Origin of the sequence: Amycolatopsis sp. 3B14 (assembly GCF_050958625.1) — a bacterium.
In the GTDB taxonomy this organism is placed as follows: domain Bacteria; phylum Actinomycetota; class Actinomycetes; order Mycobacteriales; family Pseudonocardiaceae; genus Amycolatopsis_E; species Amycolatopsis_E thermoflava.
On the sequence record NZ_JBHZEN010000045.1, the window covers coordinates 68,209 to 88,734 of the forward strand.

17 protein-coding genes are annotated in these 20,526 nt (G+C 74.5%); 5 read left to right on the forward strand and 12 right to left on the reverse strand.

The window, feature by feature from the left end; all coding sequences use genetic code 11:
• Window positions 1–18: 18 nt before the first annotated feature.
• Both ACCP09_RS24865 and ACCP09_RS24870 read right to left on the reverse strand, forming a co-directional pair.
• A complete protein-coding gene (locus tag ACCP09_RS24865) occupies window positions 19–1,290 on the reverse strand; it encodes a DUF2207 domain-containing protein (RefSeq protein WP_433750668.1) in 1,272 nt (423 codons plus the stop codon).
• A 9-nt stretch (window positions 1,291–1,299) separates the two neighbouring features.
• Window positions 1,300–1,869: a TetR/AcrR family transcriptional regulator gene (locus ACCP09_RS24870; protein ID WP_027932333.1), complete on the reverse strand. Its 570-nt coding sequence runs from the start codon at window positions 1,867–1,869 to the stop codon at window positions 1,300–1,302.
• A 72-nt stretch (window positions 1,870–1,941) separates the two neighbouring features.
• Here ACCP09_RS24870 and ACCP09_RS24875 point away from each other — a divergent pair, with 72 nt between their 5' ends.
• Window positions 1,942–2,652: an SDR family oxidoreductase gene (locus ACCP09_RS24875; RefSeq protein ID WP_027932334.1), complete on the forward strand. Its 711-nt coding sequence runs from the start codon at window positions 1,942–1,944 to the stop codon at window positions 2,650–2,652.
• Window positions 2,653–3,233: 581 nt separating this feature from the next.
• Here the strand turns inward: ACCP09_RS24875 and ACCP09_RS24880 are convergent.
• The gene (locus ACCP09_RS24880) at window positions 3,234–4,205 is read right to left on the reverse strand and encodes an RDD family protein (protein ID WP_433750673.1); all 972 of its coding nucleotides are present in this window, start codon (window positions 4,203–4,205) and stop codon (window positions 3,234–3,236) included.
• Between the two features lie 22 nt (window positions 4,206–4,227).
• Between ACCP09_RS24880 and ACCP09_RS24885 the strand changes: the two genes are divergently transcribed.
• The 3 genes from ACCP09_RS24885 to ACCP09_RS24895 are packed head-to-tail and all read left to right on the forward strand — an operon-like array spanning window position 4,228 to window position 5,766.
• A complete protein-coding gene (locus tag ACCP09_RS24885; RefSeq protein ID WP_123683796.1) occupies window positions 4,228–5,232 on the forward strand; it encodes a stage II sporulation protein M in 1,005 nt (334 codons plus the stop codon).
• A 47-nt stretch (window positions 5,233–5,279) separates the two neighbouring features.
• Complete coding sequence (locus tag ACCP09_RS24890; protein ID WP_157360654.1) at window positions 5,280–5,492, forward strand: ribbon-helix-helix protein, CopG family; 213 nt, start codon at window positions 5,280–5,282, stop codon at window positions 5,490–5,492.
• Between the two features lie 16 nt (window positions 5,493–5,508).
• A complete protein-coding gene (locus tag ACCP09_RS24895) occupies window positions 5,509–5,766 on the forward strand; it encodes a hypothetical protein (protein WP_017986992.1) in 258 nt (85 codons plus the stop codon).
• Between the two features lie 418 nt (window positions 5,767–6,184).
• On the opposite strand, the gene ACCP09_RS24900 is transcribed toward ACCP09_RS24895, so the two are convergent.
• Genes ACCP09_RS24900 through ACCP09_RS24920 form a run of 5 tightly spaced genes read right to left on the reverse strand, consistent with a single transcriptional unit; the run spans window position 6,185 to window position 11,201 of the window.
• Window positions 6,185–7,480 (reverse strand): DUF58 domain-containing protein, encoded by a 1,296-nt coding sequence (locus tag ACCP09_RS24900; protein ID WP_433750678.1) that lies wholly within the window; start codon window positions 7,478–7,480, stop codon window positions 6,185–6,187.
• A gap of 1 nt (window position 7,481) precedes the next feature.
• Window positions 7,482–8,450 carry an AAA family ATPase gene (locus ACCP09_RS24905; RefSeq protein WP_027932338.1) on the reverse strand — a complete coding sequence of 323 codons (969 nt, stop codon included), beginning with the start codon at window positions 8,448–8,450 and terminating at the stop codon, window positions 7,482–7,484.
• The gene (locus tag ACCP09_RS24910) at window positions 8,447–9,565 is read right to left on the reverse strand and encodes a DUF4350 domain-containing protein (RefSeq protein ID WP_433750682.1); all 1,119 of its coding nucleotides are present in this window, start codon (window positions 9,563–9,565) and stop codon (window positions 8,447–8,449) included. Before ACCP09_RS24910 ends, ACCP09_RS24905 begins: the two co-directional genes overlap by 4 nt.
• Window positions 9,562–10,197 carry a DUF4129 domain-containing protein gene (locus ACCP09_RS24915; protein ID WP_433750685.1) on the reverse strand — a complete coding sequence of 212 codons (636 nt, stop codon included), beginning with the start codon at window positions 10,195–10,197 and terminating at the stop codon, window positions 9,562–9,564. The genes ACCP09_RS24910 and ACCP09_RS24915 overlap by 4 nt, the downstream gene beginning before the upstream one ends.
• Complete coding sequence (locus tag ACCP09_RS24920) at window positions 10,194–11,201, reverse strand: glycerophosphoryl diester phosphodiesterase membrane domain-containing protein (RefSeq protein WP_123683800.1); 1,008 nt, start codon at window positions 11,199–11,201, stop codon at window positions 10,194–10,196. Before ACCP09_RS24920 ends, ACCP09_RS24915 begins: the two co-directional genes overlap by 4 nt.
• 242 nt (window positions 11,202–11,443) lie before the next feature.
• Here ACCP09_RS24920 and ACCP09_RS24925 point away from each other — a divergent pair, with 242 nt between their 5' ends.
• Complete coding sequence (locus tag ACCP09_RS24925) at window positions 11,444–12,319, forward strand: neutral zinc metallopeptidase (protein ID WP_433750752.1); 876 nt, start codon at window positions 11,444–11,446, stop codon at window positions 12,317–12,319.
• 51 nt (window positions 12,320–12,370) lie between these two features.
• On the opposite strand, the gene ACCP09_RS24930 is transcribed toward ACCP09_RS24925, so the two are convergent.
• From ACCP09_RS24930 to ACCP09_RS24945, 4 genes are all read right to left on the reverse strand, one after another.
• A complete protein-coding gene (locus ACCP09_RS24930; RefSeq protein ID WP_433750689.1) occupies window positions 12,371–12,820 on the reverse strand; it encodes a hypothetical protein in 450 nt (149 codons plus the stop codon).
• A gap of 52 nt (window positions 12,821–12,872) precedes the next feature.
• Entirely contained in the window at window positions 12,873–13,943 is a 1,071-nt protein-coding gene (locus tag ACCP09_RS24935) for a potassium channel family protein (protein ID WP_017986984.1), read from the reverse strand.
• A gap of 11 nt (window positions 13,944–13,954) precedes the next feature.
• The gene (locus tag ACCP09_RS24940; RefSeq protein WP_433750693.1) at window positions 13,955–17,173 is read right to left on the reverse strand and encodes an ATP-dependent helicase; all 3,219 of its coding nucleotides are present in this window, start codon (window positions 17,171–17,173) and stop codon (window positions 13,955–13,957) included.
• Between the two features lie 148 nt (window positions 17,174–17,321).
• The gene (locus tag ACCP09_RS24945) at window positions 17,322–20,522 is read right to left on the reverse strand and encodes an ATP-dependent helicase (RefSeq protein WP_433750696.1); all 3,201 of its coding nucleotides are present in this window, start codon (window positions 20,520–20,522) and stop codon (window positions 17,322–17,324) included.
• Between the last annotated feature and the right edge of the window lie 4 nt (window positions 20,523–20,526).

Below are 20,526 nucleotides of genomic sequence, written 5' to 3' on the forward strand. Positions count from 1 at the left end.
GGCCCCACCATACGGCCATCACGGGGCCGGGGTCCGGCGACGGTCCTGCAGGGCAACGAGGAATTCACCGAGAGCGAACGCGGTGTCCGGCGCCGGCCGCCCGAGGGCCAGCGCGTAGGGCACGAAGCGGTCACCGGCGGGCAGTTCGGCCGGGTCACGCAGGCGCCGGGCGAGGGTGCGGCCGCGGCTCGTTCGACCCGGGAGGTGCCGGGCGGCGAGCGCCAATGCGAGCCCGGTGAGCGTGAGGATCACGCCGAGCTGCGCGTAGCCGGCGGTGAGCGCGAGCACGATCGTCAGGAACAGGCCGTAGCAGGTGATCCGGATGCCGGCCCGGCGCGCGCGGCCGGGCGGGCGGAGCCAGCCGCGGCGGATCGCGTCGGCTTCGAGGTCCTGGCGGGGGTCGTCGCCGGCGAGGATGCGGCGCTCGAATCCGGTGAGCCGGTCGTCGGGCGGGTGGGCCGGTCCGGCGTCCGGCCCGAGGTAGCTGCGGATCGCCAGGTCGACGGCGGTGACGACCACCGGGTCGCCGCCGCGGAGCAGGGCGATGTGGCCGGGCAGAACACCGTCCGGGGTGGCGAACGGCTCGGCGGTGAACCCGGACGGCAGCGGCCGGCGTTCGCGGCGGGCGAGCAGGAGCGACACCGCCCCGGCGAGGAGCAGGAGCCCGAAGGCGGCCCATGCGGTCGCGACCGGCGCGGTGAGCGCGAACGCGCCGGCCAGGGTCTTCGCCGGCTGGATGCGGGCGTTGGCGGGGACCGTGCCTGCTGGCAGGTCGACCGCGATGTCCAGCGTCTGCCCGGGTTCCAGGCGCTGGACGGCGAAGCGGCTGAGGCCGGTCTGGTCGTTCTGCGCGGCGGTGCAGCCGGTGCAGCGAACGCCGATCGCGATGCGCGGCGCGGCGAAGCTCGCGCGGACGAGCGTGCGGGCGGTGTCCCAGCCCGCCAGGGTCCAGGTCACCTCGAGGCGGTCACCGGCGTCCCGGACCGCACCGTCCACTGTGTACCGGAGGATGGCGGTGCCGGGGTTGAGGGTGACGGTGACGGCGTCCGCGCGCCGCTCGGCCGATCCGGAGCCCTCGATGGCGAGGTCGCGAAGGGTGTGCACGCGGTCGCGGTGGTCGCCGGACGGCACGCGGAGCCGGATGGTCCGGGTGGTGCGGTGCTGCACGTCGATCGCTTCCACGACCGAGAGCGAGCCGTCCGGCTGGAGCCGCATCTCGATCTCGGCGCCGTTCGGCAGGGCAGGCAACGGGGGCGTGATCAGCACCAGGGCGGCGCACAGCCATCGCACCCGCGCAGGTTAGCGGGCGAGCAGGCGCGCGATGGCGGCGGTGATGTCGGCGGCGAGCCGGTCGTCGACCGGGGCGTGCTTGCTGAGCAGGCGGTACCACATCGTGCCGAACGCGAAGTCGACGACGAGCGGGAGCGGGACGTTCTCGGCGAGCTGCCCCGCCTCGACGCCCTGCCGCAGGAACCGGTGCAGGACGTCGCGCCGCGGGCCGATGACCGTGCCCTGCAACCGGTCCGACAACGCGGGGTCGTTCTGGGCCTCGGCCATCAGGCCGACCAGCGCGCGCCCGGTCGACTCGTGGGTGAGCGCGAACGTGCGGGCGAGGATCCGCTCGATGTCGCGCAGGGCGTCGCCGGTGTCCTCGTCGAGCCGCGGTTCGCGTTCGCGGAGGTCGATGAGGGCGTCCAGCAGCACCTGTGCCTTGTCCGGCCACCAGCGGTAGACGGTCTGCCGCCCGACACCGGCCTCGTCGGCGATCGCCTTGATCGTCACCTGTTGGTAGCCGTCGCGGTGGCAGATGCGCAGGGCGGTGTCCAGGATCGCGCGCCGGGCCTCTTCGCTGCGGGGGCGTCCTCTCATGCGGGGAACTTTACAAGACACCGTGCCTCGAATATATTTACGGTGCACAGTGTCTCGAAATTGGAGGAGATCGTGACCGAACGAGTCGTGATCCTGGGTGGCACCTCGGGAATCGGGCTGGCGACCGCGCACCGCATGGTCGACAGCGGCCGGGAGGTGATCGTGACCGGACGCGACGCCGGGAAGCTCGACGCCGCACTCGCGAAGCTGGGCGACGCGCGGGGCGAGGTCGTGGACGCGCGAGACTACGAAGCGCTGCAGGCGTTCTTCGCGTCGAGCGGGCCGGTGGACCACCTGGTCGTGACGGTGACCGGGGCGCCCGGGACGACGGCGTTCGCCGACCTGACCATGGACGGCGTGCGCGAGGGCGTCGAGGGGAAGCTGGTGCCGCACACGGCCGCGGCGCGGGCGGCGCTGCCGGTGCTGCGGGGTTCGCTGACGTTCGTGACGGCGGCGTCCGCCGGGGCGGCGATGCCCGGGACGGCCGCGCTGGCCGCGGTGAACGCCGGGATCGAGGCGATGGTGCCGGTGCTGGCGGTGGAACTGGCGCCGGTGCGGGTCAACGCGGTGTCGCCGGGCGTGATCGACACGCCGTGGTGGGACTTTCTGGACGCGGACACCAAGGCGGCGACGTTCGAAGCCATGGCGGCCGGGCTGCCGGCGCGCCGGGTGGGCACGCCGGACGACATCGCCGCGGCGATCGCGTTCCTGACGGACAACACCTACACGACCGGAGTGGTGCTCCGGGTAGACGGCGGCGCACGGCTGGCCTCGGCGGCCTGAATCAATCGCGCGAATCGCCGCGGCGGTGACGGGAACGCGCGGCGCCCGCGGCAGCGGGGGCTGCCGTTGCCCTGCGGATTGACGGCCTCTCACGCACCCCGACCTGATCCAGGATCAGCCCCCGAATCGCCGCGGCGGTGACGGGAACACGCGGCGCCCGCGGCAGCGAGGGCTGCCGTTGCCCTGCGGATTGACGACCTCTCACGCACCCCGACCTGATCCAGGATCAGCCCCCGAATCGCCACGGCGGTGACGGGAACGCCTGGGCACCTGCGGTGGCGGGAACGCGCGGCACCCGCGGCAGCGGGGGCTGCCGTTGCCCTGCGGATTGACGGCCTCTCACGCACCCCGGCCTGATCCAGGATCAGCGCCCGACTCGCCACGGCGGTGACGGGAACGCGCGGCGCCCGCGGCAGCGAGGGCTGCCGTTGCCCTGCGGATTGACGACCTCTCACGCACCCCGACCTGATCCAGGATCAGCCTCCGAATCGCCGCGGCGGTGGCGGGATCGCCTGGGCGCCTGCGGTGGCGGGAACGCCCGACGTCTGAGGCGGCGGGGCTGCCGCTGATCCAGCCGGTGATCAGCTCGGCGGCACGAAACCACGCGGCGGAGTCGGCTCCCCCGGCTCCGCTGTCGGCGAGGTCACCGGCACAGCGGCGACCGGCGCCCCCACCTCCGCCGAAGGTGCCACCACTCGCTGCGCCCCCACCTGCGGCGGGGGTGACACCACCGGCGACGCCCCCACCTGCGGCACCGCCACGGGCACAACCGGCGCCGCCACCGGGGTCCAGCCCGGCGTTCCCACGTATCCCCCGGCCCGGCGGCGCCGCTCGGCCAGCACTGCCTGCAGGTACGCCCACGGCGGCACACCCCACGGCGGCGGCGCGCCGATCCGGGCGGCGACGTCCTGCACCAGCTGGTGTCCCAACGGCTCCCGCGCCCGGTCGCTCAGCTCGGCGTACCGCGCCAGGTACTGCCGCGCCATCAGGGCCAGCTCGTCGCTCAGCCTGGTCAGGTCCAGCTGCGCCGCCCAGCCCTCGAGCGCCGGCGGCATCGTGATGTGCGGCGCGACCGTCCGCGGCGCACGCTCCCTGATCACCACCGTGCCGGCCAGGTAGTCGCCGACCCGCTTGGACCGCGGCGAGAACAGCGACACGAACAACGCGACCGCGCTCCACGCCAGCACCGGTCCGAAGTCGACGATCGCGCCGGCCAGCGCCCGCGTCAGGGTCTGCCGGAACCGGACCGGGCCGCCGTCGTCGCGCACCACGCGCAGCCCCATCGCCATCTTGCCGAGCGTGATCCCCCGGCCGAGCGTCTCGAACAGCACCGAGTACCCGACCCGAACCAGCACGAAGAAACCGAGAGCCAGCGCGGCCAGCAACGCCTCGTCGGTCACCCCGGACACGGTGAGCGCCAGCATGAAGAGCAGGAGCGCCCCGGCCTGGACCGCAACGTCGATGGCGAACGCCGCGGCCCGGCTGGCGACCTGCGCTATCGGCAGCTCCAGCACGACGGCCTCGCCGGTCACCAGATCGGGTTCGCCTGTCACCGCCCCACTGTAATCTGCCCCCATGGACGTGGACCTGTTCGTCGCGGCCCACCGCGCCGAATGGGCCCGGCTGGACCAGCTGCTGGCCACGCGCAGGCTGACCGGTCCGGAGGCCGACGAACTGGTCACCCTTTACCAGCGGGCCGCGACGCACCTGTCGGTGGTGCGGTCGTCGGCGCCGGACCCGGCGCTGCTGTCCTGGCTGTCGTCGCTGGTCACGCGCGCCCGCTCGGCGGTCACCGGGTCGCACAACCCGGCCTGGCGCGAGGTCGGGCTGTTCTTCGCGCAGCGCTTCCCGGCCGCGGTCTACACGACGGTCCGGTGGTGGCTGCCCGCCGCGCTGGTGTCGGTGCTGGTGGGCGGGCTGATCGGGGCGTGGATCGCGGGCGACCCGCAACTGCAGGCGAGCATCGCCGCGCCGGAGGACGTCCGGGCGCTCACCGAGCCGGGCGGGCAGTTCGAGACCTACTACTCCAGCAACCCGGCCGCCTCGTTCGCCGCGCAGGTGTGGACGAACAACGCGTGGGTCGCGGCGACCTGCCTGTTCTTCGGGGTGCTGCTGGGGATCCCGGTGCTGTTCGCGTTGTGGCAGAACGTGCTCAACGTCGGTCTGTCGGCCGGGTTCATGGCGGCGGCCGGGCGGCTGGACGTCTTCTTCGGCCTGATCACGCCGCACGGATTGCTGGAGCTGACCGCGGTGTTCGTCGCGGCGGGCACCGGTCTCCGTCTGGGATGGACGGTCGTCAACCCGGGGCGGCGCTCCCGGGCGGCTGCGCTCGCGCAGGAAGGCCGGGCGGCGGCCGGGATGGCTCTGGGGCTGGCGTGCGTGCTGCTGGTGTCGGGCGTGATCGAGGCGTTCGTGACGCCGTCCGGGCTGCCGACGTGGGCGCGGATCGCGATCGGCGCGGCGGCCGAGGTGCTGTTCCTGGTGTACGTGTTCGTGCTGGGGCGGCGGGCCGCGCGGGCCGGGGTCACCGGGGACGTGGACGCCCGGCACCGCGGTGACCTGCTGCCCGAGGCGGGCTGACACGCCGCTGCCCGCGATTGTCGGTGGCCGGCTCTATGGTGATGGGCATGCGGCTGGAGCTTTCCGATGACACGTACGCGCAGGTGACGGCCCTCGCCGAGGCGGCGGGGCAGTCCGTGGGCGAGTGGGTCCGGGCTGCCGTGGAGCGCGAGGCGTACCGGCAGCTGTGCGAGCAGCAGGCGCGGTGGAACGCCGAGCACCCCGAGCAGGTGCGCGCCGCCGCGGACGACTGGCGTGCCCGTGGCTCTTCGGCCGCGTAGGGGACAGATCTGGGCGGTGTCCGGCGGCTCGCGGCGGGTGCTGGTCTTCTCGGGCAACATGCTGAACGACATCGACGACGAGCACGTGGTGACGATGGAGGTCATCGAGCACGCCGTGCCGCTCAGCGTGGCCACCGGCGCGGGCGGCTGGGTGCGGTACACCTGGCTGGACCACGTGCCGAAGGAGTCGCTGACGCGGCAGCTCGGCGAGGTGCCGGAGGAACTCATGCAGCGCCTCAGCACGCGCCTGTTCATGGTGATCGCCACCGACTGACGTCGCACATCGTCGGGATGCGCTCGCGGCGGGCGCGAGGCCGGCGGGCGCCGGCGGGAGGTCAGGGCCCGCGAGCGCCAGGCCAGCGGGCGCAGGCGCGAAGCGTCCCGGGCGCAAGGCCAGCGGGTGCGGAACCCGCGGGCGCGAGGCCAGCGGGCGCGAGCGCCAGGCCAGCGGGCGCAGGCGCGAAGCGGTCCCAGGCGCAAGGCCAGCGGGTGCGAAACCCGCGCGCGCGAGGCCAGCGGGCGCGGGCGCGAGGCCAGCGACCGCGAGCGCCAGGCCAGCGGGCGCAGGCGCGAAGCGTCCCGGGCGCAAGGCCGGCGGGTGCGGAACCCGCGAGCGCGAGGCCGGCGATCGCGGGCGCGAGGCCAGCGACCGCGAGCGCCAGGTGGGTGCGGGACCCGCGGCGGGTGTGCGGTTACAACCGGCCGGTGGCCTTCAGCGCCAGGTACCGGTCCGCCAACGCCGGCGCCAGCTCGTCCGGCACCGCGTCGACCACCTCGACCCCGCGCTGCGCCAGCAAACCAGTCACGTGGCGGCGCTCCGCCAGAGTCCGTTCGGCGGCCGCCGCCTCGTAGACCGCTTCCGCGTCGCCGCGGGCGCGGGCCATCGCCGCGACCCCGGGGTCCGCCACGCCGGCCACCAACAACTGGTGCCGCCCGACCACGGACGGCAGCACCGGCAACAGGCCCTCCTCCAGCGGCGCGGCGTCCAGCCCGGTCAGCAGCACCACCAGCGACCGCCGCCTGGCGCGGCGCAGCACCTCGGCCACCATGCCGCGCGCGTCGGTCTCCACCAGGCTCGCCTCGAGCGGCGCCATCGCGTTCACCAGGCCCGGCAGCAGCTCCCCGGCCGCCAGCCCGCGAACGTCCGCCCGCACCTGCCGGTCGTAGGCGAGGAAATCCACCCGGTCCCCCGCCCGTGAAGCCAGCACCGCGAGCAACAACGCGGCGTCCATCGCGGCGTCGAGGCGTGGCGCATCGCCGACCCGGCCCGCCGACGTCCGCCCGGTGTCCAGCACCAGCAGCACCCGCCGGTCCCGTTCGGGACGCCACGTCCGCACCATGACATCCGCCGCCCTCGCCGACGCGCGCCAGTCGATCGACCGCACGTCGTCGCCGATCACGTACTCCCGCAGCGAGTCGAACTCCGTCCCCTCGCCGCGCACCAGCGCCGCCTGCCGCCCGTCGAGCTGCTGCAGCCGCGCCAGCCGCGACGGCAGGTGCCTGCGGCTGCGGAATGGCGGCAACACGCGGACACTGCCGGGCACCCGGTGCGACCCCTGCCGCCCGGCCAGCCCGAGCGGACCGAGCGCGCGCACAGTCACCCGCGCCGAGGACCGGTCGCCGCGCCGCACGGGCGTCATCCGCACCACGACCGACCGCCGCTCCCCCGGCGGCACCACGATCCGGAACCGGTCCTGCGCCACGCCCGCGCTCGGCGGCCACGCGTCCCGCAGCAAGCCGCGCAGCGGACGGGAACCGGGGTTGGTCACCGACAGCGTCACCTCGACCGGCTCCCCGAGCCGCGCCGACGTCGCCCCGGACCGCGCGAACACCAGCCCCCGCACGGACGCCGCGAGCAGCAGGTCCACGGCCACCAGCACCGCGATCACGCCGAGCACCGCGAGCACACCGGTCCACGACGGCACCCCGAGCGCCACCACGACGATGCCCACGAGCGCCAGCAGGCCGGCCCGGCCGGTGATCGCCATGTCAGCGCGGGACGGGGACGGTGGCCAGCACGCGCTCGATCACGCCGTCCGCGGTCGCGCCCTCCAGCTCGGCCTCCGGCCGCAGGTCCAGCCGGTGCCGCAGCGCGGGCCGCGCGAGCGCTTTCACGTCGTCCGGCGTCGCGAACCCGCGGCCGGACAGCCAGGCCCACGCCCGCGTGGCGGCGAGCAGCGCCGTGGCGCCACGCGGGGACACCCCGATCCGCACCGAGGGCATCGCGCGCGTCGCCCGGCACAGGTCGACGATGTAGCCGAGCACCTCCGGCCCGACCGTCACCCCGGCGACCGCGGCCCGCGCGACGGCGAGCTGCGCCGCCCCGGCGACCGGCCGCACCCCGGCGGCGGACAGGTCACGGGGGTCGAACCCCTGCGCGTGCCGGGCCAGCACGCCGATCTCGTCCTCGCGCGTCGGCAGCGGCACGGTGAGCTTGAGCAGGAACCGGTCCAGCTGCGCCTCCGGCAGCGGGTAGGTGCCCTCGTACTCGACCGGGTTCTGGGTCGCGATGACGGTGAACGGGTCCGGCAGCGGTCGCGGCCGCCCGTCGACCGACACCTGCCGCTCCTCCATCGCCTCCAGCAGCGCGGACTGGGTCTTCGGCGGGGTGCGGTTGATCTCGTCGGCGAGCAGCAGGTTCGTGAACACCGGCCCCTCGCGGAAGGAGAACTCGGCCGAGCGCGAGTCGTAGACGATCGAGCCGGTGACGTCGCCGGGCATCAGATCGGGCGTGAACTGGATTCGCGTGGTGTCCAGGTCCAGCGCGGTCGCCAGGGCCCGCACCAGCAGCGTCTTCGCCACCCCCGGCACGCCCTCGACGAGCACGTGCCCACGGCACAGCAGCGCGATGATGAGCCCGGTGACCGCGGCGTCATTGCCGACCACCGCCTTCCCGACCTCGGCGCGCAACGCGACCAACGCGTTCCGGGCGTCCGAAGTGGTGTCCGTGCTGGTCAACTGATCTCCCTCTCGATGCGGTCCAGCTCGTCGGCGAGGCGGACCAGACCGGCGTCGTCCCCCGGCGCCGGACCGTACAGAAGCTCCCCGACGGCCGCGGCGGGCCGTCCCGTGCGGGCCGCGACCGCGGCGACGACGGCCGCAGGCTCCGCGCCCGCGCCGAGGCCGAGCAGCGGCCGCACGCGGTCGATCGCCGCCTGCCGCAGCGTAGCCGCGGCGTGTCCGGTCGCCCCCGCACGGCGGTAGAGCCGGGCGCGGCCCTCGGTGGTTTCGGCGGCGCGGACGACGACCGGCAGCCGTTCCGACACGACCGGCCCGAGCCGCCGGGCCCGCCACAGCGCGAACAGCACCGCGGCCACGCCGAGCTGGACCGCGCCGAACAGCCACGGGCGCGGGATGAGGTCGGTGAACGACCGCGCCACGATCCCGGCGCCCGCGTCACCCGGCGTCGGCACGTACCAGACCAGCGTCGCGTGGCGGCCGAGCAGGCGCATGGTCAGCGCCGCGTCGCCCGCCTCGTCGAGCCGGTCGTTGGTCATCGGCGCGCCGCCGCCCAGGATCGTGGTGGTGCCGCGGTCGCCGGGCAGCTGCAGCAGGGTGCCGTCGTAGCAGCCGCGCGCGCGGCCGTGCGCCTCGTAGGTGAAGCCGCCCAGCACAGCGTTGCCCGCGGCGACCGCGCCGGCCACCGTGCACCCGGGCTCGCGCGCGGCGGGATCGACCTCGCCGCTGACGACCACGCCGGGCGCGAGGATGTCGAGCACCGGATCGTCGGGGCCGACCAGCACCGCGTCCGTGGCGCGGGACCGCAGCGCGGCGAGCCGGCCCGGTTCCACGCGGCCGGGACCGGTCACGAGCAGGGTGGCGTCGCCCTGCAGCGCGGCTTCGGCCTCGGCGTAGGTCCGCGCCGGGACGATCCGCACACCCTCCCGTTCGAGCAGCCGCGCCAGCGCGCGCGAGCCGCCGGGCGCGGCCGACTCCGGGTCGAGCGACCCACGCTGCTCGCCTGCCGAGGTCAGGAGCACGATCACCGCGCCGATGAGCACGATCACCGCGATCACCACGGGCGTGCGAGCCGCCCGCCAGATCCGCCGCGAGTCGGGAGACACACTGGTCACGCAGGCACCTCGGGACGGGTCCGGCGGACCAGCTCGTCGAGTTCGGCCAGGCGCTGGTAGCCCTCGGCGGTGGCCGGGCGGCCGCCGTAGTGCACGGCGTCGAACAGCTCCGCGCCCTGCCGCAACGCCTCGCGGGCGGACGGCAGCGGGCGACCGGCCTCGCGAGCCGCCTCGTCGGCGGTGCGCCCGGCGCGTTCGTCCAGCACGCCGCGCTCCTCCAACGTCCGGACCACGGCGCGGAACCGGTCGCGGACCGCCGCGTCCAGCTCGCCCGCGGCGGACGCCCGCTCGGCCGCGTCGCGGTAGTCCTGCGCGGTGCGCGAACGGTCCGCGAAGACCGCGGCCGGCCTGCGCGCGGACCGGGCGAGCGGCCCGACCCGCAGCCGCACCACCACGATCACCAGCACCAGCACCGCGATCAGCACGAGCACGCCGAAGCCGCCGCCGGGCACCAGGCCCGCCGCGCCGTTGAACAGGTCGGCGACGCGTTCGGCGAGCCAGCCGATCGCGCGGTCGAACCAGCTCGGCTGCGCCAGGGCGTAGGCGGGGTCGGACAGCTCGGCCTCGGCGGCGCGGCGCGCGTCGTCGGCGTCGACGACGACGGGCACCTCGGCGAGCAGGCCCCGGATCAAGCGGTGCCCGCCGCCCGCGCCAGCTGGAGGTCCATGCCCTCCTTGCGCATGCGCTGGTCGATGTAGAGCAGGGCGGTGGTGTTCGCGACGAACGGCTGCACGATCGTCTGCGCGATCACCTGTCCCACCGCGACGAGCAGCAGGGCGCCCCACCCGGCCGGGACGGCCTCACCGGTCAGCACGTCGGTGCCGCCTGCGCCGAGGCTGAACGGGATGTCCACGAGGTACTGCAGCACGGTCGCGATCAGGCCGGCCAGCAGCAGGATGCCGAAGCACCGCCACCACGAGCCGGACACCAGCTGCCGGGACCGGGACAGCGCCTGCCCGACCTTCGCGCGCTCCAGCACCAGTGCGGGCGTGGTGAGGCCGAACAGCGTGTAGAGCCAGATGCCCGGGATCAGGCACAGCACCGAACCGGCCGCGACCAGCAGGACGTAGACGATCGTGGCGCCGAGCAGCGGCAGGAACCGGGGCTTCGCCTCGGCCATCGCCTCCGCGAAGGTCACCGGCTTGCCCAGCACCGCCTTGCCGATGACCACGGTCAGGAAACCGGACAGGAAGGTCTGGGTGAGCACGGTGATGATCAGCGCGACCCCGGTGATCAGCGCCGTGTCGCCGAGCACGTCCAGCGCCGCGTCCTGGATCTGCTGGTCGGTGGCGGCCGGGCCGAGGTTCTGCAGCGTCTGGACGTCCGGCAGCAGGTAGCGGCTGGCCAGCAGCTGCAGCACCGCGCCGATCACCGCGACGACCGCCGACGAGCCGAACACCAGCGCCGGATGGCGGCGCATGGTCGTGATGGCGCCGTCGAGGATCTCGCCGACCGTCAGCGGGCGCAGCGGGATCACGCCGGGCTTGCCGTAACCGGGCCGCGGACCCCAGCCCTGCTGCTGGTAGGGCACGTCGGGCGGGGGCGGCGCGGGCGGCATCTGGTTGCCGGCAGGAGGCGTCGAGTCGTCCGGCCGGTCCTTCGGATCGGGGCCGGTCCAGCCTCCGGTGTCACTCATCGGGTGTACTCCAACTGACTGCGGGTCGCTTCGCCGCCCACTCTCGCAGAGCGGTCCGGCACCGGCCACGGGTGGCACGCGGCCGCCGCCGAGTCGTGATCTCACTCGCACAGCACGGGCGCTGACTATGCTGGCGCCCGATGACGCCTCCGCCGCAGCGCCCTCGGGAACCGTTGCCGCCGCCCTCCTCCGCGCCGCGGCACCGGGCACAGCGTCGTTCCTCGCGGCCGGTCACCGCGTTCGTGCTGAGCGCGGTCGCGGTGCTGCTGGCCGGGCTGGTGGTGTTCATCGCGATCGGCAACGGGCCGGCCCCGTCGTCGCCGACCGTGGCCGCGCCGACGACCACCGCGGTGAGCGGCGGCAACGCGGCTGGCGCGGCGACCGGCGCGGTGGACGGCGAGAAGATCCTGGAGCTGGCGAACCACCCGATCCTGCGCAACCCGGACGACGGCCTGCAGAACTTCGCCTGCGAGCTGCCCGAGTGGCACAGCGACCAGGCCTCGGCCGAGGCCTTCTTCACCGCCGCCGACCAGTGCCTCAACGAGGCGTGGGGCCAGTTCCTGGAGCGGTACAACCTGCCGTTCACCCCGCCGAACCTGCACTTCCCGACCGGCACCCACTTCACCACCGCGTGCGGCACGATCGCGGTGAGCGTGGCGACCGCGGCCTACTACTGCGACGACAATCTGTACGTGCCGTTCCGCGGGCTGCAGACCGACCAGTACGGCGACAACCCGGGGGTTTACCTGGCGCTGTTCGCGCACGAGTACGGCCACCACGTGCAGGAGGTCGCCGGGATCATGGACGCGGTGTGGCAGCAGATCTACGCCGTCGGGCAGAACACCCCGGCCGGCCTGGAGCTGTCGCGGCGCAAGGAGCTGCAGGCGCAGTGCTTCTCCGGGATGTTCCTGGGCGCGGTGGTCGACCGGGGCGGCTCGGTGACGCGCGACATGTACGCCAAGGCCTGGCGGGACCAGGACACCCGCGGCGACAACACCTCCGGCAGCGCCGACCACGGCACCAACGCGCACTACGCGCAGTGGTGGCGGACGGGCGCGCAGTTCAACCGGATCGCGAAGTGCAACACGTTCGCGGCACCGGCATCCGAGGTGAGCTGACGCGCTGGTGGAGCGGCGCCGTAAGCCGCACCAACCCCTCGAACCGCGCCCTCAGACGACTTTCGCCGCCTCCGCCTGGCGCGGGCCTCGGTGGACCAGGAACGCGTACGTGCCCCCGCCGAGGCAGCTGAGCGCCAGCAGCGCCAGCCCGATCGGGCGGCGCAGGTCGTCGTGGCCGGTCACCACGTCCGCCAGGTGCACCTGGATTTCCCCGTCCCCCACCGAGGCCGGCACGGTGACGTCGACGCGGTCGTTCTGGTCGTGCCCGCACGCGTCCAGCACCCCGGCGCGGGTCTGGCCGCCGATCGTGATCTCCACCGTCTCCTGCGGGTTCGGCTCGGAGCACTCGGCGCCCTTGGTGACGGTGGCCTGCGCGACCGTGCCCTGCGCGGCGGCCGCGGTGCCCAGCATCCCCGGCCCCGCCCACCACACGGCGGTCACGATGGCGATGCCGACCAGCACGGCGACGGCGAGGGTGTTCCAGCGCAGCACGATCCCCATGCTTCCAGAAGGTCCGGGTGAAGCACAGCCGCCGACGGGCTGCCGAGATCTATCACTCAACCCGGTCGGCCGGGGTCACTTTCTTCACGTAGAGCAACCGGTCGCCGGGTTCGATGGCGTCCACGGCGGCCGCGTCCACGCGGTACAGCTGCCCGTCGCGCACCACGCCGAGCACGATGTCCGGCAGGTGCCGCGGCGAACCGCCCTCCTCGGACTTCTCCGCGGGGCGCTCGGCGATCGCCAGCCCCGACTCGGGCGTCAGCAGGTCCTCGAACATGTCCACCACGACCGGCGTGGACGTCGCCATGCCGAGCAGCCTGCCCGCGGTCTCGCTGGACACCACCACCTGGTTGGCGCCGGACTGCTTGAGCAGGTGGACGTTCTCCGCCTCGCGCACGGAGACCACGATGTGCGCCTTGGGGGCCAGCTCCCGCGCGGTGAGCGTGGCCAGCACCGCCGAGTCGTCCCGGTCCGCGGCGACGACGACCGCGCGCGCCCGCTGCACGGCCGCCACCCGCAGCACGTCCGAGCGGGTGGCCGACCCGTGCACGGTGACCAGGCCGAGCGCGGCTGCCGCGTCCAGCGCCTGCTGGTCGGTGTCCACCACGACGATCTTGTTGGGCTCGATCGCCTCGTCCCCGAGCAGGGTCTTGACCGCGGCCCGGCCCTTGGTCCCGAACCCGACGACCACCACGTGGTCCCGCACCTTGGTCCTCCACTTCTGGATCCGGAACGCCTGCCGCGACCGCTCGGTCAGCACCTCGAGGGTCGTGCCGACCAGGACGATGAGGAACAGCACCCGCAGCGGCGTGATCACCAGCACGTTGATCAGCCGGGCCGAGTTGGTGACCGGGGTGATGTCACCGTAGCCGGTGGTCGACAGCGACACCGTGGCGTAGTAGAACGCGTCGAGCAGCGACAGGCCGTCCTCGTTGACGTCCCGGTAGCCGTCCCGCCCCAGGTAGACGATGAACACCGCGGCGACGAGCGCCAGCAGTGCACCGAGGATCCGTCTGCCGATGGACCGGATCGGGCTGAGGGCCGGCTCCGGCATCCGGACGACGCCGACGAGCGAGTGGTCCGGTTCGTCCGCGACACGCACCCGCGGATCGTAAGCGATCATGTCAGGCCTCGCTAGGGCTGCGGCACACTGCGCAGGAGGTCGCGCAGACCGTCCGCGTCGAGCAGGTCCACCGGGCGCAGCGTGTGGTCTTCGCGGACGTAGTGGAAGGCGGCGCGCACCTTCTCCAACGGCGTTCCGGACAGCGACGCCCAAGCCAGACGGTACGCCGCCAGCTGCACGGCGAGCGAAGCCATCCGGCCCTCCTCGGGCACCGCGCCGGTCTTCCAGTCCACGACGGTCCAGCCGCCGTCCGGGTCGGCGAACACGGCGTCCATGCGCCCGCGCACGGTCACGCCGTCCACCTCGGTGGAGAACGGCACCTCCACCTCGTGCGGAGTGCGGGCCGCCCATGCGCTCCGGTCGAAGGCCTCCTGCAGCGCTTCGAGTTCGTCGTCGCCGGCCTCGTCCGGGTCGGCGGCGCCGGGCAGCTCGTCGAGGTCGAACAGGCGGTCGCCGGCGAAGCGGCGCTCCAGCCAGCCGTGGAAGGCGGTGCCGCGGCGGGCGAAGGTGTTGGGCGGCACCGGCAGCGGGCGGCGCAGGCGGCGGGCCAGCCCGGCCGGGTCCGCGGCGAGCTCGACGAGCTGGCTCACCGACAGGTGGTCCGGCAGGGCGACCTGCTCGGCCGTGCCGCTGCGCTTGGCGAACTCGGCGAGCAGCACGTCGGTGTCGGCGATCCAGCCGTCCGGGTCGTCCTCGTCCGTCTCCTCGACCTCACCCTCGGCCAGCGCGGTGCGCACCAGGTCCGCGCCCTCGTGCACGGCGTCGCGGCGGCCGGTCAGCGGGTCGGACGGCCACTGCGCCGACCGGGCCTGGCTGACCAGCGGGTTCTCCTCGTCGGCAGGCGGCTCGTCGGCCCAGACGGCGACCTTGCCGACGCCCTCCTTCGCCAGTTCGCCGACCTCGACCAGGAAGTCCGACGGGCCCTTCGGCCGTGCGCTGGTTTCGTTCCACCAGTGCCCGGAGACGATGAGGGCGCGCTCGGAGCGGGTCAGCGCGACGTAGCAGAGGCGGCGTTCCTCCTCCGCCTCGCGCTCGGCGAAGTCCTGCTCGTGGATCTCGAAGGCCTCGATGACCTCCTTGCGGTCCATGCCGTCGGACACGCGCAGCTTCGGCAGGTCCTCGGAGTCGCCGCGCAGCGCGGCGGGCAGCGACGTGACCGTGCGCAGCCACGACGAGGACCGGCGCTTGTTCGGGAAGACCTCGCGCGCCAGGTGCGGCACGGCGACGACCTCCCACTCCAGGCCCTTCGCGGAGTGGACGGTCAGCACCTGCACCCGGTCCGGCACCACCTCGACCTCGCCCGGGGTGAGGCCGTCCTCGGCGTGCGCGGCGGTGGCGAGGTAGTCCACGAAGGACATCAGCGTGGCGGTGGGCGAGGTCTCGGCGAAGTCGGTGACCACGTCGGCGAACGCGTCCAGGTGCGCGCGGCGGGCGCTGCCGGGGCGGGCCTGCGCTTCGACGTCGAGCAGCATGGTCCGCTCCACGTCGGCGACCAGCTCGGGCAGCGACTGGTCCAGCCGGCGGCGCAGCGCGGCGAGCTCGTGGCCCAGTTCCCGGATCCGGCGGTAGCCCTCCGGCGAGTAGCGCTTGGGGTCACCCGGATCGTCCAGCGCGTCGATCAGGCCGGTCTGCTCGGCGCGTTCGGCGAACAGGTCGTCCACCTTGGACTCTTCGGTGGGCGGGGGCGCGGAGATCTCGTTGGCGCGCCGCCACAACGCGGCCAGGTCGGCGGCCGCCAGCCGCCAGCGGGCGCCGGTGAGCAGGCGGGCGGCGGCGGTCCCAGCCAGGGGGTCGGCGAGGACGCGCAGGGTGGCGACGAGGTCGGCCACCTCGGGTTCGTCGAGGAGCCCGCCGAGACCGACGACCTCGACCGGCAACCCGCGGGCCCGCAGTTCGGCCGCGATCGGGGCCATGTCGGCGCGGCGGCGGACGAGGACGGCGGCGGTGGGCGGGGCGCCGTGCTCGGCCTGGTGGGCGAACCACCTCCGCGCCAGGGCGTCGGCGACCCACTCGCGTTCGGTCCGGATGTCCGGCAGCAGGGCGACCTCGATGTCGGCGGGCGGCGCGCCGTCGCGGGCGCGGAGCCGTTCGACGCCGAGGCCGCGCTGCCGCAGCGGCTCGGCGATGCCGTTGGCGAGGACGAGGACTTCGGCGGGGTTGCGGAAACTGGTGAGCAGGCCGTACTCGCGGGCGGGTTCCAGGCCGGGGCGCGGGAAGTCGGTGGTGAAGCGGGGCAGGTTGGCCGCGCTGGCGCCGCGCCAGCCGTAGATGGCCTGCGCGGGGTCGCCGACCGCGGTGACCGGCAGCGGTTCGTTCTCGACGCCGCCGAACAGGGCGCGCAGCAGGATGCGCTGCGCGTGGCCGGTGTCCTGGTACTCGTCGAGGAGAACGGCGCCGTAGCGGGCGCGTTCGCCCTCCGCGACCGCCGGGTGGTTGTCGGCGAGCGTCGCGGCCAGTGACATCTGGTCGGCGAAGTCGAGCGCGCCCTCGGCCCGTTTGCGGCGCTGGTACTCCTCGATCAGCGGGATGAGCGAGAGGCGGAACTTCTGCGCGGCGACGATGTCGGTGAGCGACTTCGGCATGCCTGCGCGCTGCCCCTTGGCGCGCGGGGCTCGTTCGATGAGGTCGCAGAGCCAGCGCGTGTAGTCGGCGAGTTTTTCTTCGGTGACCAGGTGTTCGCCGAGTTCGCCGGTGAGGGCGAGCAGTTGCGCGGTGACCGAGGCCGGGACGCGGTCGGTGTCCAGGTCCTCGTCCCAGGTGGAGACCACTCGGTGGGCGAGCTGCCAGGAGCTGGTCTCGGAGAGGAGGCGGACGCCGGGCTGGACGGGCAGGCGGAGGCCGTGCTCGGCGAGGAGGCGGCCGGCGTAGGCGTGGTAGGTGAGGACGGTCGGTTCCCCGGCGACCACCGCGGCCCGGCGCGCGCCGCCCGGGTCGAGGCGGTCGAGGAGGCCCGAGCCGGCGAGGCGGCGCAGGCGGGCGCGGACGCGGTCGGCGAGCTGGCGGGCGGCCTTGCGGGTGAACGTGAGGCCCAGGACGCGCTCCGGGGTGACGAACCCGTTGGCGACGAGCCAGACGACCCGGGCGGCCATGGTCTCGGTCTTACCGGCCCCGGCCCCCGCGACGACCAGCGCGGGCTCGATGGGCGCCGCGATGACCGCCGCCTGCTCGGGGGTGGGCGGATGGAGGCCGAGCGCGTGGGCGACTTCAGCTGGGGAGGCGATCTCGGTCATTGGAGTGCGGGTTCGGCTCGGTTGACGGGATCGGCGGGTTCGGCCCGGCCAGCCGGACCGGCGAGCTCAGCGCGGCCGGAGACTTCGGCGCGGGCGGCGGGTTCGGTCGTGGGGCGGCTCCCAGGCTGGCGGGAGTTGGAAAGGATCCTCATGGGCCTGTCACCTGCCTGCCCTCCGGGCGCAGCGGGCACGATCCCTTCGCCGGGCAGCGGTCGCAGTCCGGGTTTTCCGTCGCGTCGTACGCGGGGCCCGTCGCGGAGGCCGCCACCTTTCGCACCAGCTCCAGCCACTCGCGGCCGCTCTCGTCGTCCAGCGGGGGCTGCTCCCGCACCGTCGCGCCGGTCTTGTTGTGCGCCTTCGCCAGGTACACCAGCTTCGCGCCGCCCGGTCGCTTCCCGCCGCCGAACGCGCCCAGCAGCACGGACAACTGGTACGCCGCCAGCTGCGGGTTCAGCTCGGCGTCCGCGGCGCTCACCGCGTTCTTCCCGGTCTTCAGGTCGACGATCACCGGCCGGCCCTCGGCGTCGTGCTCCAAGCGGTCCACGCGGCCGCGCAGCTTGACCAGCAGACCGTCACCACCGACCGGCAGCTCCACCTCGATGTCCTGCTCGATCCCCATCTGCTGCAGCTCGTGCCGCGAATTGTGCAGCCAGGTCAGGAAGTTGCGCACCATCTGCTCGACCCGGTTGCGTTCCCGCCGCGAGAACCACGGCGCACCGGCGTCGACCTTCGCCCACGCGTCGTCCAGCGCGCGGCGCAGGCCCTCGTCGTCCATGCCGTCCGCGGCGGCCTGCGCCAGCTCGTGCACCAGCGTCCCGGTGATCGCCGCCAGCTGGGCCGGGTCGGAGCCACCGTGCCGTTCGATCAGCCACCGCAACGGGCACTTCTTCAGCGTGTCCACAGTGGACGGCGAAATCCGGATCACGTCGCCCTCGCCGTAGAGCGGGGTGTCCGTCGACGTCTCCACCAGGCCGTACCAGGAATCCGGGTGCGCGCCGGGCACCCCGGCCCGCGCCAGCCGCGCCAGCTGCCGCGCCGCCCGCGCCCGCCGGTCCGGCGGCACCTCCGGGTCGCACACCGCGCGCCGCAGGTCGCCGACCAGCTCGGCCAGCACCAGCGACCGGCCGGGTGGCTTGACCCGCGAGTCCAGCCCGGACTCGTCCGCGCTGTTGGCCTCCAGGTCGTCGACGAACCGCGAGGGCTGCTCGTCCTCCCCGATCACCGCGCTCACCAGCAGCGTCCGCTTCGCCCGGCCGAGCGCCAGGTAGAACAGCCGCCGCTCCTCGGCGAGGATCGGCGCCGTCGCGGACACCGTCTCCTCCTCCAGCCCGGAGAGCAGGTCCACCAGCCGCTCGACGCCGAGCAGCGACCCGCGCAGCCGCAGGTCCGGCCAGCTGCCCTCCTGCACGTTCGCCACCGCGACGACCGTCCACTCGCGACCGGCCGCGCCGTGCGCGGTCAGCATCGACACGCCCTCGCCGCGCATCGCCACCGGGGCGAGGCTGTCGCCCGCGATGTTCTGCGACGACAGGTAGTCCGCGAACGCCGCCACGCTCGCCTTCGGCAACCGGTCGACGTAGTTGCCCGCGGCGTGGAACAGCGCCACCACCGCGTCCAGGTCGCGGTCGGCCTGCGCGCCCAGCGTGCCGCCGCGGCCGGACAGCCGCACCCACCGCTTCTGCAGGCCGCTCTCCCGCCACACGTCCCACAGGACCTGCTCGACCCCGGCGCCCCGGGCGATCGCCTCGCGGGCGACCGCGATCAGCCCGCCGACCCGGCGGATCGGCGCCGCCTCGGCCTCGGCCAGTCCGCCGAGCTTGTCGTTGTCCCGCAACACTTCCACGAGCAGCTCGTCGCTCGACCGCTCACCGCCGCCTGCCAGCTCCAGCCGCCGCAGACCGCGCCGCATCCGGCGCAGCGCCAGCGGATCGGCGCCGCCGAGCGGGGACGCCAGCAGCATCTCGGCGGTGTCGACGTCCAGCAGCCCGGGATCGCTCGCCACCCGCAGGACCGCGAGCAGCGGCCGGACCGCGGGCTGGCGGGCCAGCGGCAGCTCGTCGGCGGCCGACGCGATCGGCACGCCCGCGGCACGCAACGCCCGCTGCAGCACGGGGAACGACCGTCCCGGCGAGCGCACCAGCACGGCCATCTCCGACCACGGCACGCCGTCGATGAGGTGCGCGCGGCGCAACTGGTCGGCGACCCAGCTCGCCTCGGCGGACGGGGTCGGCAGCAACCGGACCTTGACCTCACCCTCTTCGGACGACGGGTCGACCTCGATCGCGCGGTGCCGCTGCGCGCCCGGCAGGGTCGCGCCGAGCTTCGTCACCGCCTCGTGCACGGCCAGGCTCAGGCGGTGGGTCCTGGTCAGGGTCACCGTGCGGCCGCCGTCGGCGTCGGCCCGTGTGAGCAGGCCGGGGTCGGCGCCGCGGAAGGAGAAGATCGCCTGGTCCGGGTCGCCGGTGACGACGAAGTCCTCGGCCGCCGTGCCGAGCAGCCGCAGCAGGCGGAACTGCAGGTGGTCCAGGTGCTGGGCGTCGTCGACGAACACGTGCCTGATCCGCGCCTGCTCGCGCGCCAGCAGGTCGGGGTCGCCCTCCAGCTCGACGAGCGCGCTCGCGACCAGCTCAGCCGCGTCCAGCGCGGGCGAACCGGGCGCGCCGAGGGCGTTGCCTCCCGCCCCCTGCAGGACGGTGACCTCCTCGTACTGCCGCCAGAACACCCCGGCCGCGACCCACTCCGGACGGTCCTTGCGCCGCCCCAGCTTGACCAGGTCCTCCGGGCCGAGGCCACGCTCGGCGGCCCGCAGCAGCAGGTCCCGCAGCTCCTCGGCGAAGCCGGGCACGGCCAGCGCCGGCCGCAGCTGCTCGGGCCAGTCCGGCGCGCCCTCCGCGAGGTCGCCTGCCAGCAGTTCGCGGACCACGACGTCCTGCTCCGGGCTGGACAGCAGCCGCGGCGCCGGCACGTCCTGCAGCCCGGCCTGCAGGCGCAGCAGGGAGAACGCGTACGAGTGGACGGTGCGCACGATCGGCTCGCGGATCGTGCGGGGCACGCCGTCACCCGCGGTGACGCGGCGGGTGATCTCGGCGCGCAGGGCGTTGGCGGCGCGGCGGGACGCGGTGAGCACCAGCAGGCTCTCCGGATCGGCGCCGCCGGAGATGCGGGCCGCCGCCGCGCTCGTGATCAAGGTGGTCTTGCCGGTGCCCGGTCCACCGAGGACCCGGACGAACCCGCGGGGCGCCGCCAGCACCGCCCGCGCGTCCTCGTCCCAGCGTTCCGGGCGCGGCTCGGGGACGGGCAGCCGAACCAGCCGCGCGCCCGCCCGGGACCGGGTGCCCTCTCCGCTCACGCTC

Coding starts and splice junctions, on each gene's coding strand:
- ACCP09_RS24870 (WP_027932333.1), bottom strand. CDS start 1,869: ATGAGAGGACGCCCCCGCAGCGAAGAGGCCCGGCGCGCGATCCTGGAC.
- ACCP09_RS24885 (WP_123683796.1), top strand. CDS start 4,228: ATGGACGTGGACCTGTTCGTCGCGGCCCACCGCGCCGAATGGGCCCGG.
- ACCP09_RS24890 (WP_157360654.1), top strand. CDS start 5,280: ATGCGGCTGGAGCTTTCCGATGACACGTACGCGCAGGTGACGGCCCTC.
- ACCP09_RS24900 (WP_433750678.1), bottom strand. CDS start 7,480: ATGGCGATCACCGGCCGGGCCGGCCTGCTGGCGCTCGTGGGCATCGTC.
- ACCP09_RS24920 (WP_123683800.1), bottom strand. CDS start 11,201: ATGAGTGACACCGGAGGCTGGACCGGCCCCGATCCGAAGGACCGGCCG.
- ACCP09_RS24930 (WP_433750689.1), bottom strand. CDS start 12,820: ATGGGGATCGTGCTGCGCTGGAACACCCTCGCCGTCGCCGTGCTGGTC.
- ACCP09_RS24935 (WP_017986984.1), bottom strand. CDS start 13,943: ATGATCGCTTACGATCCGCGGGTGCGTGTCGCGGACGAACCGGACCAC.
- ACCP09_RS24940 (WP_433750693.1), bottom strand. CDS start 17,173: ATGACCGAGATCGCCTCCCCAGCTGAAGTCGCCCACGCGCTCGGCCTC.